Annotated in this window: 8 protein-coding genes, 1 tRNA gene and 2 pseudogenes; 7 read left to right on the forward strand and 4 right to left on the reverse strand. The window is 43.9% G+C overall.

Translation table 11 applies throughout. The features are described 5' to 3' along the window. Positions 1 to 4 precede the first annotated feature (4 nt). The 3 genes from recD to FOR85_RS10760 all read right to left on the reverse strand — a co-directional run bounded on the left by recD (position 5) and on the right by FOR85_RS10760 (position 11,499). Positions 5 to 2,224 (reverse strand): exodeoxyribonuclease V subunit alpha, encoded by a 2,220-nt coding sequence (recD, locus tag FOR85_RS10750; RefSeq protein WP_144297907.1) that lies wholly within the window; start codon positions 2,222 to 2,224, stop codon positions 5 to 7. A 101-nt stretch (positions 2,225 to 2,325) separates the two neighbouring features. Continuing rightward, positions 2,326 to 6,801 carry a UvrD-helicase domain-containing protein gene (locus tag FOR85_RS10755; RefSeq protein ID WP_373681954.1) on the reverse strand — a complete coding sequence of 1,492 codons (4,476 nt, stop codon included), beginning with the start codon at positions 6,799 to 6,801 and terminating at the stop codon, positions 2,326 to 2,328. A 189-nt stretch (positions 6,802 to 6,990) separates the two neighbouring features. Then, entirely contained in the window at positions 6,991 to 11,499 is a 4,509-nt protein-coding gene (locus FOR85_RS10760) for an exodeoxyribonuclease V subunit gamma (RefSeq protein ID WP_144297909.1), read from the reverse strand. Between the two features lie 468 nt (positions 11,500 to 11,967). Here FOR85_RS10760 and FOR85_RS10765 point away from each other — a divergent pair, with 468 nt between their 5' ends. From FOR85_RS10765 to FOR85_RS10775, 3 genes are all read left to right on the forward strand, one after another. Continuing rightward, positions 11,968 to 12,540 carry a hypothetical protein gene (locus tag FOR85_RS10765; RefSeq protein ID WP_144297910.1) on the forward strand — a complete coding sequence of 191 codons (573 nt, stop codon included), beginning with the start codon at positions 11,968 to 11,970 and terminating at the stop codon, positions 12,538 to 12,540. A gap of 66 nt (positions 12,541 to 12,606) precedes the next feature. Further along, positions 12,607 to 13,437 (forward strand): hypothetical protein, encoded by an 831-nt coding sequence (locus FOR85_RS10770; protein ID WP_144297911.1) that lies wholly within the window; start codon positions 12,607 to 12,609, stop codon positions 13,435 to 13,437. A gap of 72 nt (positions 13,438 to 13,509) precedes the next feature. Further along, a tRNA-Arg gene (locus FOR85_RS10775) sits at positions 13,510 to 13,585 on the forward strand. Positions 13,586 to 13,668: 83 nt separating this feature from the next. On the opposite strand, the pseudogene FOR85_RS10780 reads toward FOR85_RS10775, so the two are convergent. Beyond that, a pseudogene (locus FOR85_RS10780) lies at positions 13,669 to 13,815 on the reverse strand (IS3 family transposase); the annotation flags it as partial. 121 nt (positions 13,816 to 13,936) lie between these two features. On the opposite strand from FOR85_RS10780, the gene FOR85_RS10785 reads away from it, so the two are divergent. From FOR85_RS10785 to FOR85_RS12970, 4 genes and pseudogenes are all read left to right on the forward strand, one after another. After that, the gene (locus FOR85_RS10785) at positions 13,937 to 14,443 is read left to right on the forward strand and encodes a transposase (protein WP_144297912.1); all 507 of its coding nucleotides are present in this window, start codon (positions 13,937 to 13,939) and stop codon (positions 14,441 to 14,443) included. Further along, complete coding sequence (locus FOR85_RS10790) at positions 14,412 to 14,951, forward strand: TonB-dependent siderophore receptor (protein ID WP_223808607.1); 540 nt, start codon at positions 14,412 to 14,414, stop codon at positions 14,949 to 14,951. The genes FOR85_RS10785 and FOR85_RS10790 overlap by 32 nt, the downstream gene beginning before the upstream one ends. 105 nt (positions 14,952 to 15,056) lie before the next feature. Next, entirely contained in the window at positions 15,057 to 15,806 is a 750-nt protein-coding gene (locus FOR85_RS10795; protein WP_144297913.1) for a siderophore-interacting protein, read from the forward strand. A 76-nt stretch (positions 15,807 to 15,882) separates the two neighbouring features. Next, positions 15,883 to 16,726: pseudogene (locus FOR85_RS12970) on the forward strand (transposase). Positions 16,727 to 16,786 lie beyond the last annotated feature (60 nt).

Genomic DNA, 16,786 nt, shown 5'->3' on the forward strand with positions numbered 1-16,786 from the left:
TTTCTTAATGTTTGGTAAATTGTAGTGCCAAACCCGTATGGCGCTCAGTGGGTGTCTGGACAGCCTTTTCCAAAGCGGATTTCGTACTATATATGGTTACCTGTTTTTTGGCACGGGTCACAGCGGTATAAATAAGCTCTTTGCTCAGTAGCCTTGCATGACTATTATCAAAAGTAATGGCCACATGATCAAACTCAGACCCTTGCGATTTGTGAATGGTCATCGCATAGGCGGTGGCAATCACCTCTTCATTAAGCAGATTGACCGCAATCCCCTGCTTCTTATTCTCAAAAAACACTTCGAGTCGACTACGCTCATCACCAGTTTGCAAACAAAAACCAATATCGCCATTAAATAATCCTAGCTCATAGTTGTTTTGAAGGACCATAACGGGACGACCATGAAACCATGTGTTTTGACCCAGTGGTAGCTTAAGCTCAGTAAGGTGCCATTGAGTAAAGTAATTATTAATATAATGGTCGCCCCACTCGCCATTATGACCAGCAGTTAACACCCTGAACTGATTAAAGGTTTCCATTAATGAAGCAATGGTATCTTTAACTGATTCTGGCACGGATTTTTTTATCGGATTTATCAGCAGCGTTTTTATTTTGTTTATGTAGGTATGGTAATTTGATGTGAGGTTTGAGATGTTTTTATTTTTGCTTAGGCTATTTTCTATTTTATTATGTAGAGAAGCTTCTGTTTGTAAGGGGTTAATGTTATTCACATATTGAAAACTCAGTACCTTATCATGCTTTAACAGCTGCCAAATAGTATGAGTATCTGTCTTTGTCTTATTAATTTGATAAGCAAGCTTACCAATACCCGAATCTGATGTAAATCGACGACTCTCTGTTAGCTCTGCATGGATAGGCTCTAACCGCGGAATGCGGCACAAGTCAGCCAGTACCGCCCCTGCATCTACAGCTGCCAATTGGTTCGCATCTCCTAATAGTATCAGCCTTGCGCCAGGCTTTACCGCACTCACAAGATAGTTCGCCAGCTCCACCCCTAGCATCGACGCCTCATCGACGATAATAATATCCTCGCCCAGTGGATTATTAGCATCATAACGCGGTCTGCCAGTACGTCCGATACCTAGCAAGCGATGAATGGTTTTGGCTTCTTGTAATTGTAGTTCGACATTCGCGGTGTCTAACGCGGCTTGCAAAGACTCTTGCATACGCTGTGCCGCTTTACCAGTTGGTGCTGCTAATGCCAAGCTAGCACTGTCAGTGCTAAATCTAATGCTTTTAGACGCATCTGCCCCACTCTCTGTTGCCTGTTGCAGTGCAATCACTAGCTGAGCAACGGTGTAGGTCTTCCCCGTACCTGGTCCACCAGTAATAATACTAAAGGCGTTGTTGTTGGCGACATTAATTGCCTTTATCTGATGTTCATGAAGGTTTTCGGGTATTGCTATCTCTAGCGGTGTTACCTGCTGCTCTAAAATAGTGTTGATGCGCGCGGCTAAGTTAAACTCTGCTTGCCAAGCTCGGTGTAACCAAAAGGTGATGGTCGTATGTTGTTTATCAGTCTTTTGGTTCTTGATAAACTGATAAACAATAGGTTGATTATTTTTGCTTAGGCTATTTTTATTTTCATTATGGTTTGCGTTAGCATTAACGTCAGCGAACAAAGTGTGCTCATCGATTAACTTAGAAAAAAACGTTAAGTTGCTATTTTTCAATAGCTTATAAAGTAAGGCAACGGCATCGAACCTTTTAATCAACATCTCTTTGTCATGATTACTGAGTGCTAGCTGCGCCCATAGCTGGTCTTGCTTAGCAAACAAGTTCTCTAGCAGTACGAATATTGATACCTCAGCCGTAATATCTACCTCTAACTGAACCTCTATTTGAGTGTCATTCAAGGCAATAAGCGGCATTGCTAGCATCTCTAACAGCTGCTGTTGCCAAGCATATAGTGTCACCACTTCGTCATTGATATGACCGCTGAGCGGTACTTCGTGCTCAGTTTCCTGAATGGTGAGTACAGTATGCCCCTCTTCTAAATGCGCGGCTAACATAGTAAATAAGGCTGCAAATAAACCGCTGTCTGGTGTTCTGTCTATTTTTTCACTACCAGTATTAAGCTTGGCATCGGTCACGTTATACGCTAAATGCGTTTGCTGACGGCGCAGCAAAATATAATCACTGATGTTGCTGGCCCAGCTTTCTTGTAAGCTAATAGCAGCGCTGCTCTTATTATTATTATTCATAAATTATTACTCATGGTCTGTTTTTCTCTATACTTATAGGATTAATCGCTACAGTAATTTGTTGCATCAAATTCGTAATTGCATTCATTTTGTGTACCCTGCTAACTGGGCATGCCAAACAATGCATCTAAGGCCTTAATAAAATCAATAGGAATATCCCACGTCACCAGTCCATAGCGGGCACTGTTTGTTGGTTTGTCATGCATTGTCTCACTGGCTATTGAGTCGCCGCCACTCAGTACATTCGCCTCTTTTGCTTTAGTCACCAACTGAGAGGTTGGATCATATACGCCTCGTAAAAAGACATACTCCACCGCGCCCAAATACTTAGCTTCATTGCCTACATAATCAGCAATTCGCATCGACAAAAACCGATGCAATGCCACTTGATAAATGGCTGCTTGCAACCAATACCCTGCTTTAGACATCGCTTGCTTGAGCGTAGCTTCGTTATAATCGCTTAGGCTATTTCCTAAAAAGTTACTTTTATAATCGACGACATAATACTTGCCAGCATGCTCATACACCAAATCGATTTCACCACGTAAATAACGATATAAATGCGCTTTGTTTTGCGGGACAAGATTAACATGTTTGTCGGTTTCATTAGGCAGGTACTGTTGAAAAAGTCTATTAATATCCTGTGCTTTAAAACGCTCTGACAGCCCCATATTGAACTCTAGTTCAGCGAACCTATGACCTGCATCGATAGAGCGTAACGACTGATCAGACGCTAATAGCGGCGTATGTAGCACCTCTTCAATCCAGCCAATGAGAGCTGCATGCTTGCTAGCATCTATCGAGTCCGAATCCAATGAATCAGTATTTAATGAAGCACTATCGCCTTGCTCTTGCTTCTTCGCTTGTAATCGACGGCTTTGGGTTTCAGCACTGCTATACACCAACGGCAGCTGATAGCTACTAATAGCTCTATCGATAACCTGAGACCACTGGGATTTATTATTAAAATCAATTTTTTCAAATATCTCATGCAAAAATGTACCCGCATTGGCACCTTTCACAAAGGTAAAACGAATATCATCCTCTAACTTGAGACTTGCCTGATCGACTTGCGCGGCAGCGTCATGACTATCTGATGCATGACCACCCAGTGACGGTGGAACTGACGTTTCGGTGATATTGATATCAACATCAATATCTATCGCATCATCAATACGCTCATCCATCACAGCCATTGTCTGCGTTGACTCATCTAGCTGACGGGCTAAGGCGGTAAAACTGGTCTTAGCCCAACCGTAAAAGTAATTGATTTTCATAACTTCTGAAAAATCATCATACTCAATAGGTTCGGTTTTGGGCGTAATAAAATCGGGCGATCCACTTTCTGTTAATTTGCCTGCTTTAGCAGCAGCACAGTTATCATTATAGAACTCATTGACCTTATGCCCTCTAATCATACCTATGGTGCCTTTGAATCTATCTGGCAATTCAAATTTTGGCTCTGGTGACTCAAACCAATAGAACACCGGCTTTAATTCAAACCCTGTTTTGTTGTGGGGATCTCGCAGTACCACATAAAGCTGTTCACTGGCGCGCGTAAAGGCCACATAACCAAGCCGGCGCAGCTCCTCGAAGCCCTCCTGTGTCTCAATATCGGTATAGTAACCCTTTGTGGTCGCAGAGCCTTGTACAGGAGAGAATCGGCGCTGATTGCCTGTCGATTGCTGAGCTAGCGCTGACTGATTTTGTTGAATAGCGTCTTGTTGAGTAGCATCTTGCTGGCTAGGATTCTGTTGCGCGTTGTAGAGATACAACCCATAGTCTTCTTTATTACCTGACTTCCTACTGGCATCACCCATACCCAGCACATAGACAATAGGAAACTCTAACCCCTTTGATTTATGAATGGTCATTAGCTGCACGCCAGATTCTGTCGGTAACGGATACTGCTTGGCCCAATCGCTGCTAGGCGCGCTATCTATGTTTTGTCTAAACCAGGCCAGCAGCTCGTACTCACCCATGCCGATACCATACTGCGCTAATATATCCATTACATGACGCAAATCCATAATATGACGATCGCCTTCTGGATGCGCGGCTAATGCTTGCCAAACGCCTTGCGGCTGCACAGGGCTTTGATCTAACAAGTAATGCATGGCCGATAATATGCCAAAGTGCTGCCAACGCTGGGCACCTTCTTTTAAATAGCTAATAAAGTCTTGATAGCTTTTCTTATTATCAATGGCTTGTGTATTAGCGCTATTTAAATCTACACCCCCTGACTCATGGTCCGTCATCATGGCTTTAATATCTTTGATACTCAGGCCATACAAATGACTGGTCAGCACCCGATTAATCATGTCATGACGATACGGATATAACATAGCACTCAGCAGCGCTGCCACATCCTCTGCCATGACGGTTTCGAAGATACTCACATCACTGGTGGTCAAGGTTGGCACACCAAGCTTTACCAGCTCATCTTCCACCCGTTTTAAATCTTTTTTGGCACGTGCCAGCACGCCAATATCGCTCGGCTGAATCGGCTTGCCTTTTAACGCCTGACCACTGCTGAGTAAGGTCGCAATATGACGCGCTGCGATCTCGAACTCATCATACTCAAGCTCCTTGTCCTTATCATAAGGTAGGTGCAACACACTCACTGGCTGAGCAGAGAGTACGTCATTTACTAACTCGCTATTTAGTATGTTTGAATCATTAAACCAAGACAGCTGATTTTCTTGCTTTTCAGCTTTAATGTGCTGGTAATAAATACCACTACCTAACTGTGCCAGCCTATTCTCTTGAGTCACTGGCGCAGGCATACCGAACCAACAGTTTAGGGCATTAATCACACTGGCGTTTGAACGACGATTAACATCGAGCGTCCATAGGCTGCTTTTGTCAAACTGGGCTTTCATATAATTGTAGTTGGCGACATCACCGCCGCGAAACCCATAAATGGCCTGCTTAGGATCGCCTACCAACAACAAAAAATCATGGTTGGTTTTATTGCTCGCTTTATCACCCGTAGCCTGCTTGTCATTAGCCGACGGTTTACGTTTATTTGTTGGCAAATAGATGCTTTCAATCATAGTGGCTTGCTCGCCATTGATATCCTGCGACTCATCAATCAATGCCACTGGATAGTGATGACGAATATAACGTGCCAGCTTCTCTCCTTGCCGACCCGTTAATGCTTGGTTTAAACGTACCATCTGCAAGCTAAAGGTAGTTTCACCGCGCTCTTCTAATATAACCGGTAGCCTGTCACGTACCGCCAACACAATATGGCGATTTAGACTAGCCAAGACGCTAACTATGTATTCATCGAGCTTTTTGCTTTCTTCAATATACCGTTTAAAGTCACGAACCACCTGCAACTCATTAAATATCAAATTAACTCTTTCACCATCTTTTGGCTTGTAGAACTGTTTGCCTATATCATCAGTTTTCTGAAACGCTTCAATTAACTTTCCAGTATAAGTTTTTTTGTCTGATATGAACTTATAAGCGGCGGGACCAGACTCTTCTAACACTTGAACGATTTTCGGCCAAGACTCTCTGTTATTCTGCAACTGTCCTTTGGGAACTTCATAGTATTCGCCATCAGGCTTAAAGAAAGCATCAAGCTCATCGCTGCGCTCAATGATACTATGGATAAGCCGCTCGTAACCCTCAAAAGAAAAATCACTGCTCACAACTTCATCAATTGGCGCAGAAATAAAATTCAGCGACCGAGTTACATAGTTTTTATGATCGCCCACCGCCGTCAGCTTACCTTGCTGATCCATCAATGCATACAATTTAGGTTGCTCGTGATACAGCCTACTTTGAAACTGACGCAGCTCATCATGAACAATACTGTCCGTCACTTGCTCAATGCTGCTGTCTTCAATAATAGCCATCCCTTGCTGATGACCGGTCTCGCTACTGTACTCCTTCAACCATTTTTGCGCCAAGCTATCAAGGGTTCCGACAAACAGCTTGTCCAAGGTGGTTAATACAAGCGCCGTGCGTCGAATGGCTTCTGTCATAGGATAGCTGTATACATGATCAAGCAAGTAGCCGACCAGATGCAGATTGATAGGGTCTTGCATGATGTCATCTAAGCGCGCATATTTAGCCTGAGCGACTAACCAGTCCTCACGATCTTTTTTTGCTTGTGCACGCTTTTCAGCAGCAGCTTTTTTGTCATGAGCTTTGTCATAAACAAAGTCTTGATTTAGTTCATCTGCATCTATTTCAGCGTTTGAATCCGTATTTGAGCTATTGACTGCTTGCTTATCACTATCAGGTGTCACCTGTAATATATGTGGATACAAACTCTCTTTATTAGCGCGGTCAGCACTCAGGCTATTCACCCATTGCAGCAGCTGATAGAAATCCACCAAACGATCATGAATGCGCTGACGCATCTCAGCAGCCGCAGCGCGAGTAAAGGTCGTCGCAATGATTTGCTCTGGCGCACGCCGTGCCTCAATCAACAGACGCAGTACAATGCCAGTTAGTGTCCACGTTTTACCAGTACCAGCTGACGCTTCGATAAGATGCCGCCCCGTCAATGCAACATCAACCGCTGGTATCACATCCGCCTTATTCTTAGGCTTAATCATATCGTGATTCGCAACCTCACTGTCAGTCATAGCCTGATATTTATCAAATGAATGAGGCTGGGTAGAAATGTCCATCATGTGAGTGGTGGCGGTAAATTCTGTCATAGGGGCGTACACTTTTTATTATCAATTAAACCAAAGGGCAAAAAACGAACCGTTTTAAACAGTTTTAAGTAACCAGCTAGCCTGCTAACTATCTAAACCTTGTAGCGCTGTGAACATTGGCTCATACAGCGGCTGTGCTAACGTCGTTAATGCTGCTGATAGGGCTTTAAAGGCGTCTTGATCACGCAGTACGTATTGCCAAATGGCATGCTGCGAGCAGGTATCGTATACCGTGTCTACGTGATAGTTGGGTCTTAGCCAATCTGAGAAGTCTGCGCGTTTTGGCCAATAGCTGCCGCTCTCGTCTTCACTCTCTGCCGCTTTTGCACACTTATCAAGATAACTGAGCGCATATTCTGGCAATAAGGTAATCGGTACTTGACCGACTAGCTTGCCAAATATCGCCCACTTTATCAGCTCGGTCACGGCATCTTCATACACAATAGGGCTTAACTTAAATGTGATTACATCTTTATATTTACCAACTTGCGAGTTGGATTTGTTAAAGCGCCAAATACTCACGCCATCATCTACTGCGACTTGCTCAGCAGTGGTACGTCTGGCAACTTGCCAATACAGATGCGACAACCAAAACTTGATTAAATGCTTGGGGCTAGCAGAATTGGGCAGTATGTTTAACCACTGCTTGGGTGAGTTTTCCGCATAGGACACGCCAGCCTGTAGATTAGAGGGATGGTGATTGGCATCTATCGATACTGATGTAGGAACTGATATTGGTACTGAACCTTTTATTTTAACTATTTTAGGCAATAGCTTCGGTAGTGGCGCATTATCAGCATGGTTCAACACAGTCGCTAACTCTAGCTGAACGGGATGCTCGGTGGTTGGGGTCAGTAGCTGCAAACCACCTATCTCGCTTGCCTCTAATATCTGGGCATCATCCAAGCCATTAGCAACTAGCTGTTCTTTAAATTCCTGACATTGCTGCTGCAGTTTTTGTTGTTGATTGGGCAATGTCGTTTGGCGCGCCACACCTGCTGGCATGATTTTTTGATACATCAAGATTGGACTGTCTTGCGTGGCGGTGCTGTCGGTACTATTATTTGCTGCATCGCTCGCCAGCTCGTTAATCAGATACTCTTTTATCTGATAAGTCGTTAGATTGTCTAGGAATAGTGGCTCTTGATGTGCCAGCGCTTCCTCGCCTTGCACCACATGCACCTTTTGAGTACGCAAAAATGCCTTGGCAGGATGGCGCACTTGATAGGCCAATACCCCTTCAACGTCTATCTCTCCGATATTAAATACAGTTTCGGAAAGTGCCTTTTTAGTAAGGTCATTAACCTCTCCAGAATCACTGGAGACAGCTGTTGCGTCTAGTGACAACATCTCAGCTATTACATCTAAGGTTTGATTGTCTACTTGTCCTAACTGACCTAGAGATTGACCAAGTAGCTGAGCGATTGATTCGTACTGTGCTTTGGTAGGCAAACCAACCAGTTCTGCATGCTCACTAAATGCTCTGCCCTTTAAGGTATGAAACACCGCTTGCCAAAGCGGCGCAGGCGGAAACTGACGTTTTTGCGCAAGCTTGGTTTTGCGCATGGCTTTATTCAAAAGAACATCTAACTCATCTGCATTATCAATAAGGCTGTTGTCTTGAATATTATTTTCAGTGTGGATAGCTGCGCTTTCATTCAAATTGAGCTTAGGAGTGTCAGACGCTTGCTCACAAACATCTGCGTCTTCAATGTCTGTTTCAAACAAACTCTCATGAAACGGCAGTGCCGGATGCTCAGTCACCAGCCACTGTTTAATCAATTTAGGTAAATAACGCTTAAGGCTCTCGGTGGTAGAATCAACATTCTCAGGTAATGTGTCTAACGCTTCAAGCGAGTTGACCTGCCACTGCACCTCACCTTGCAAAAATTGTAATAGCTCACTAACTGGGTTGGCTGGCAGGTGCTCGTGGGTATCCAACAAACTTTGACCGTTATAAAATATCCAGCAAGCACTGCGCGCACACAGCAAGGCATCTAAAAATGCACCATTATCATCATCTTCACTGACTCTATCACCGCGGCGGGCATTGGTGGCTTTCATCAAATCATAGCGATTATCAAGATCACGCCCAGGAAATTCAGACAGATCCATATTGAGCATCACCACCAAATCAAAAGGCACATTTCTGAGCGCCCCAAATCGACCAAAGGTAATCACCCCAGTCGGCTCGGCACTGACCTGCTGACTCTCAAGCTCTGCTTCAATACTGTCCAGCATAAAATTCAGCTTTAATGGCAACTGCTCAACGCCTGCCAGCCTTTGCTCTACTTCTTTTTTGTTAGCATTACTGACACTATCGCTACTGGCGTACTGTCTATAGTGACGATTGGCCCTCAGGCTTGATTTAAAGCCATTCATAGCGTTATAGATGGCGCGCATCGTACGCGTTTGATCGACATCACTAAAGTAGCGATGAATGACTTGTTTCTCAATCTGATCAAGCCAATCTTCCGCTTTTAGTTTTTGTGTATGATCATCACGGCGCGCAGTCAAACCGGCATAAATACGACAAAGCGCTTCAATAATTATCGCATCATTTAGGCTCACTTGCGGCAGCGGCAAACTCATCTCCGGCAAGGCAGTGCTTGGCCAATCTTCCTGTGCCAAAGGATATAAGCAATCGCTTAAACTGGCCTCTGGCATCACGAGACCCAAGGTTAATCTATCTAACGCTTGAGCAAAGGTAAATCGGTAGTCATAGTCGTTGCTATCTAGGGTTTGTTTAAGATGCCATTCATCAAAGCCGCGAATAAAGCCTGCCTCTACCAGTAAATCACAGCCACGGCTCATCTGATCATGGGTTAAGCCAAAACTTTCATACAGCGGTGGCAGCATTAGCCAATCAAGCACCTCGGCGGCTTCAAAGCGGGCACTATGACTGCCTAACAGCTTATAAAAACCAATGATGGCTTCCCATAGCTGACGAATATCTGCATCGACCACACCAGTTACCTTTGCAGGCAAGGTCAAACCGTCTTGACCTTTACCACTGACGAAAATAGAGCTGATCAGCGCATGGTGACGCTCAACATCGGGCAGCAACACGACAATATCGGATATATGGCGTTTTTTCTTACCAGGTTTTAATGGCTCATTCAACCAGCGCCCAATCATAATACGCAGTACTTCAAGTTGACGCTGCAAACTATGGCATGAATGAATACTTAGGCTATTATCTTGTGCAGACATTGCCCAAAAACGCTCCTTCTCAAAGCGTTTATTCTCTAATGCTTCATCGTCATACCACGGCGTCTCTTGCTCATCTTGATCAGAGCCGGTCTCTAGTTGTTTACTGACTGCTTGCGATACTTTGGCCGCGGTCGCTTGCTGGGTAGACTGCTCATCGAGCATCAACACATCATTTTGTAAACGTCTCAATAAGCTTACGCTCTTTTGCAGCTGTTGCGCACTATCATCAAAATCAATACTGAACTCGTCGCTCAAGCCATCATTGCTATCATCGCCCTCATTAAAGATGTCCTGCCACTCAACGAGTGCGTCTTGGTATTGCTCATTACCCGATAAATTAGCAAGCATGGCAAAGGTATCACGCGACTGTTTGCCCAAACGTGATAGCAAACTGTGCCCATAATCACGCAGAAACACGCTTTCAGGGTTAATGATCTGTTGACGCTGTAGCCATGATTTATCAACAATATCCGCCCAAAACAGCTTGGATGGGTTGTAGTGCAGCAGTGTGATATCCATGTATTGTGACAAGCGCTGTAAAAAGTCGAGCTCGGTTTGTGGCAATTGCTGAATGGTAAAAATGCGCAGAACTTTGGGCAGTTGAGCACGCTCATTCGCCTTGTTGCTTTTTAGCGCTGACCAAAAAGTATCCTCAAGTGCCACCCGGTGCTGATGCACATCGGCAAACAAATGCGACCATAAGAAACGCTGGGCGACCTCTAACTCTACATAGTGCGCCACCAACCATTCAGGGGTGCCACGTGCATACTTATCGAAGCGCAAGGATAGTGCATCCTTATCCGCTATCAGCGCATCCACATTAAGCGGCTTATTATGTGACCACAGATCCAACCAGTCTTCACGATGGGTTAAATAGCGGTTAAACACCCTCGCCAAATCACTTGCCAGCTGCCAAATACGCGCATCTTGCTGTGCCTTATCCTGCTGAACTTCTTCTTGCGGCTCATCAATCAAAGACGCCAGCAGTGGATGAACGGGATGTTTTTCATCAGCGACAATCGCCTCTTGATAGTAAGTCAAATAACCAAACAATCGCCACTGCATTACCGTTGGTGACAGTACTGCCACCTCAGGCACATTCAACGTTGACGCTACAGGGTTTTGTTCTAATAAATAGGCATTGTGGCGGCTCAACACATCCTGCATCAATATCCACTGATACTGACCCCAAAACGTCGTCGTCACTAAGGTACTGATACCCGCTTGGCTTGCAATAGACTTGTCTAGCCAATCACCAAGTACCATTGATGGCACAATGACAACAAACTCTTCAAAAATGGGTTGATTTTTGGACTTATAGGCCTCCAACAACTGCTCAACTAAAAGCTCGGTGCGGTGCGACTGAATAATGGTAAACATAAATGAGGTAATCTATTTGAATGAATAAAGCTGGAATAGTAAAAATTGAGTATTAAAAACAACACGACGAGCGTGTAAATTTTACGGCAAAGCTGATGATAGCGTATGGTTTCATACTTTTTATGAAGAAGAAACGTGGTAGGCAACACTCATCAATCTATGTTTGCTGCTCGTTAGTCTGTTGCATTTCTGCTAGCATAATATCGATTAAAAACAGTAGATATTATAGTACCAATTCATGCATAACACCCTGTGTTTGGCAGTAAAACTGTCGCTAATAATAAACGATGAGTATTAATAACACGGTTGGTAGTGAGAAAAGCTAATAACGTGCGCAATCTGCTGATCAGTGTGCCACTGTTCGCGGTGGTTTACCAGCACGTCACCTATAAAGCAAGAGCGCTTGCGACAACGGATGTCGCTCTACCCTTTACCTAAACTTTTTTGTTAAAGAGATAACAGAATACTATGCCCATGCGCCCCATTGATGCCATTTTCGTTCATCCTAAACGCCGGTTGTATGTTGTATACTACCGCGGTGAGCTGTGGGAATTGCCCCGCATGAAAATTGATGATAGGTCATGGCAAAACAGGCAGCCTTATACTGACGATAGCAGTGGTCTTTATCTTAGCATCCATCAAGCCATTAGCGACCCGATATTGACCCAAAAACTTCGTACTTTAAACTTGCCAGCAGCGGTGCGTGGCAGCACGTTACCACGCTTTGAAGCATGGTGGGAAGCCCACGGTTTTAAATGGCTTAAAGACAAACTTACCACCGGTGAATCGCCATTGGCCGCGCATCAGGCTTTGCAAGCATTGTCTACTAATATGGCAGCTGCTCAAGCGACTGATAAACAAAACGCGCCTGTTTCAGGCTTCCAAGTAGTATCTAATGATGCTAGCAGTAATAACGAAAATAATCCTACCCAACAAAAAACTAATGAGCCAAGTACGGCAGCACCTGTAGCAAAAGACGCGGACATCTTTGCTCATATGCTGGCAGATTTAGTAGACGAAGTATTAAACCATCAAGAATAAATCTGTTACCATTTATCATCTACTCTATCAATTAACCACATTAACCAAAAAAAAGAGCGGTAACTTATGAGAGATTACAAGCTGCTATTAGCGGGGCTTATTTTACTGCTGCTGATTATTTTTATCGCCATCTTTACTTGGTTATGGACCAGTAACCGCAAAAATATGGACCCTTTGCCGATTATGGCAAATAACAATGATACATCGTCTGCGGATAATGACGAAAATACCATTGCAAAAAGCACCTTGCACATCCAAGCAGAAGATGGGCTGCAAGCACCTTTAGATGCGGTGATTGCAAGCTTTCAAGCACGCTATCCAAATATGCAAATATTAACAAACTATGTGCCTTCGGCTGCCCTTTTAACGTTATCCGATAATGATTTTGCCGACAGTCATCGCACCGACGATGAGCGCGCGTCTTTTCTCATAGATACCGATTTAATCATTGCGAATGGCAAGCTGTCAAAAGAGCGACTAGCGCCTTTGCAAGAACAATTAAAAACCGCTCAAGACAAGCACAACCAGAACAAATTAAATGATAGTAGCGCCCAAGTTAAAAAAGCAGAAGATGGCGTAGATGAAGCTGATGCAGAAGTGGCGGCTCACGCCAAAAGCGATAATACCAATACCCGTAGCCTGAGTTCTTTTGGCTATGCCCTACAAGGCGAGCAAGCGGTAGATGGCGTGGTATTAACGCAAAACCCTGCGGCGATTAATTTTAGAAATTTTTTGCTCTCAAGTACCGGACAAGATATCTTAAGCCAGCATAATTATACTAATATCGACGGTTATAAGAATGATATGGACAATTTATTTCAACCAAGTTCACGCGCCAAACAAGCAACCGGCGAGCTCTCGGTAGATGTATCCGACGCGCTTAGCAATGGTAAATAAGTCTAAGGCCCGCTGCCTGATGATTACGCATTGCTTTTGTCAGACCTTTTTTTTACAATAGCACTCCACCACGCGCCTATAGCTCAACAGGATAGAGCAGTTGCCTCCTAAGCGATCGATCGGGGTTCGAGTCCCTGTGGGCGCACCAATCATTGTATTTAGACATAACCTCGCATTACCTAAAGTGACCCCTGCCGTCAAATCCGTACAGTTAAACTTGGGAGATTTTAATTACGCAGCCTGACGATAATAATCAAACCACACCTGTCTTGGCGATTTATAGCCCAAGCCCTTTTGAATCCTCGTCTGGTTGTAGTACAGCTCAATATATGCAACGATATCGTTTATAGCTGTAAATCTGGTGTAGAAGCTGCCATGAAGCGGCTGGGCTATACCCGCAAAAAAAAGTCTTAAACACCCAAAATCAAGTTGGCTTAAGCGATTAGAGTACACCATTAAACTGAAACACTATCAATGCCAAGGCTATCCTATTATTTATATGGATGAAAGCGGCTTTGAGCAAGAAGTCATCAGAGCCTTTGGCTATACGCCAGTAGGCAAACCTTGCATCGATATCTATAATTATCAAAAAACAAAAAGAACCAACGTCATTGGGGCACTATATCGAAAAAGATTGTTTGCCGTGGACATATTTCTCCATAACATCAACTGGCAAGTGGTTTACGACTGGTTTAAGTATAACGTCTTTCCAAAGCTTGGTCGCAAATGTGTCATCGTCATGGACATGAGCGAGGATAAAGCACTGCTTTGCCCGAGTGCAAGGGGAGAGCTATGCTCGAGTACCAGATTTCATAAGAACAAACGTATCAAAAAGCTATTAAACCGACATGGTCATCGCATACTCTGGCTACCGCCTTATAGTCCTGATCTAAATCCTATTGAGAAGAAGTGGGCTGAGGTAAAAAAGCTCAGGCAAGGCTGGGGTGAGAATAATCTAAATCATTTATTCAGCAATGTCTGCTGTTACAACTTTAAGTTGGATTGACTATATTACGCAAAAGAACGTCGTGGTGGCTGATGAAATCAGTTATAGAAGTCAAACTCAAACGGGTGAAATCACCTCTAAAGGGTTCGAGGTTTCAGGCAGCCACATGCTAAGTGATTGGGTAGATATTGCTGCAAGCTACAGCTATACCGATGCTGAGATTACCGAAGATGAATTTAACCCTGACGTAGTCGGCAATACGCCAGCACAAACCGCTAAGCACAAAGCGACATTGTGGGCAGACTATTACGCCACAGATAAATTGACCCTCAATGCAGGGGTTCGATATGAAGACGGCATGCAACTTGATAAGCAAAATTCAGACGAGCTGCCAAGTGTGACATTGGTAGATATTGGTGGCAGCTATCAAATCCATCCGATGCTCACGGTCGGCGCTAGTATCAATAATTTGTTTGATAAAACCTATGTCGGTACTTGCTACGATAGTAATAACTGCTGGATGGGACCCGAGCGCCAGATGTCCGTCAGTCTAAAGGCCAACTTTTAAACAATATAGAGCTTATCATTACTAGAGAATGTCCGTTTTATATACTGGCGCTATCTAAACTGATAACTTAAAAAATGAAACACTTAAATTAAGAAAGGCATTAAAATGGCAAAACCCGCTCCAAGAACATTGAATGTTGTTCGTACCAAATACATCACGCCACAGATGTACCGCGTCACGCTTGGCGGTACTGGCCTGCTTGCCTTTCCAAAAGATCAAGAAAGCGCTTATATTAAACTCATATTTCCTCAAGACCATGGGGCTCGGCCACTGATGCGCACTTATACCATTAGCGGACAATGTGAGGATGAAATAGATGTGGATTTTGCTTTGCATGACGCTGAAGGGCCTGCTTCAATGTGGGCACGTAACGCCCAAGTGGGTGAGCAAATATTGGTCGGCGGCCCAGGGCCAAAGAAGCTGATTAATAATGAGGCAGATTGGTTTTTATTGGTTGGTGATATGACAGCGCTACCAGCCATTAGCGTCAATCTTGCCCAGCTACCTGCTGAGGCCTGCGGCTATGCAGTCCTTGAGGTCACCAGTGAAGCAGATAAACAACTACTCAAAAAACCAGACAACGTTGACATTCACTGGGTGATCAACTCACATCCAAATACCGAAAGCAGCCCATTACTTGAAAGGGTTAAAACGCTTACGTGGCTAGCAGGCCAGCCTGCGGTGTGGGCAGCATGTGAATTTCATAGTATGCGCGCCCTGCGCCATCACTTTAAAACATATTTTTCAATACCAAAAACGCATTTATACATATCCAGCTATTGGAAAGTCGATAGCACAGAAGACCAGCATAAAGTTGAGAAGCAGAAAGATGCAAAAAATCTAGGGGCTGTATAGAATTGAGGAACCATTGAAAAAAATAAGCAACGCCTTACTCTACTGTTTACCACAACAAAGAAATAAGGCGTCACTTATGACTTGCACCAAGCTCAACGATGAACTTTGGCACAAGCTATTTATTATATTGCGACAAATTAACGTATATAACAAGCCCAATCTAAGACGTACCGTTGAAGGCATGCTGTACCGCATAAGAGTAGGCTGTCCATGGCGAGATTTACCTTCTTATTTCGGTCATTGGTCTCGCATATATCATCAATACCGTTATTGGCGTAAAACCGGTAAATGGCAAAAGCTCATGAAAATAATCACTTAGATTAACACATGAAGTGCAATACCAAATGTAAGGTAAAAAAAAGACCTAGATGCGCTAGCATCAAAGTTTTTATCCACCGACCAAAGTGAGATTGCAACCATGAACTATACACATCTAAGCCTAGGGGAACGATACCAGATTTATGCCCTTAAAGGGGCAAAACATAGTATTAATTTCATAGCGAGGGTGTTAAACAGAAGTCCCAGTACCATATCAAGAGAGCTTAGGCGTAATAAAAGCCTACGAGGTTACCGAGCAAAGCATGCTAATAACAAGGCTTGTGACAGACGGGCTAACAACGCCACAACTATTGTGGCTGACCTCTGGGCATGGGTGACAGACAAGCTTAAAGAGAACTTGCGTCCTGAGCAAATATCTGGGGTTCATGGTGGTATCAGTCATACCCGTTAAGTCGAACTCTAAAAACAGCAACAATGACACACTAGACTGGTATTTGTATCGTTGCCGTCACTTGGTAGAAAACGCTTTTGCTAGATTGAAACATTTTAGGGGCATGGCCACGCGATATCATAAGCTCAAAGATAGCTATGCAGCAGCGGTAATGCTTGCTTGTGTCTTTATCTGGTTGCCACTCATTTGAATTCTATACACATCCTAAAAGGTAGTGTTAAATTATGGTGTAATGGACAAAATTCATGCT

Source organism: Psychrobacter sp. YGAH215, from assembly GCF_007280595.1.
Taxonomy (GTDB): Bacteria; Pseudomonadota; Gammaproteobacteria; order Pseudomonadales; family Moraxellaceae; genus Psychrobacter; species Psychrobacter faecalis.

Coding starts and splice junctions, on each gene's coding strand:
- recD (WP_144297907.1), bottom strand. CDS start 2,224: ATGAATAATAATAATAAGAGCAGCGCTGCTATTAGCTTACAAGAAAGC.
- FOR85_RS10755 (WP_373681954.1), bottom strand. CDS start 6,801: ATGATTAAGCCTAAGAATAAGGCGGATGTGATACCAGCGGTTGATGTT.
- FOR85_RS10760 (WP_144297909.1), bottom strand. CDS start 11,499: ATGTTTACCATTATTCAGTCGCACCGCACCGAGCTTTTAGTTGAGCAG.
- FOR85_RS10765 (WP_144297910.1), top strand. CDS start 11,968: ATGCCCATGCGCCCCATTGATGCCATTTTCGTTCATCCTAAACGCCGG.
- FOR85_RS10770 (WP_144297911.1), top strand. CDS start 12,607: ATGAGAGATTACAAGCTGCTATTAGCGGGGCTTATTTTACTGCTGCTG.
- FOR85_RS10785 (WP_144297912.1), top strand. CDS start 13,937: ATGGATGAAAGCGGCTTTGAGCAAGAAGTCATCAGAGCCTTTGGCTAT.
- FOR85_RS10790 (WP_223808607.1), top strand. CDS start 14,412: ATGTCTGCTGTTACAACTTTAAGTTGGATTGACTATATTACGCAAAAG.
- FOR85_RS10795 (WP_144297913.1), top strand. CDS start 15,057: ATGGCAAAACCCGCTCCAAGAACATTGAATGTTGTTCGTACCAAATAC.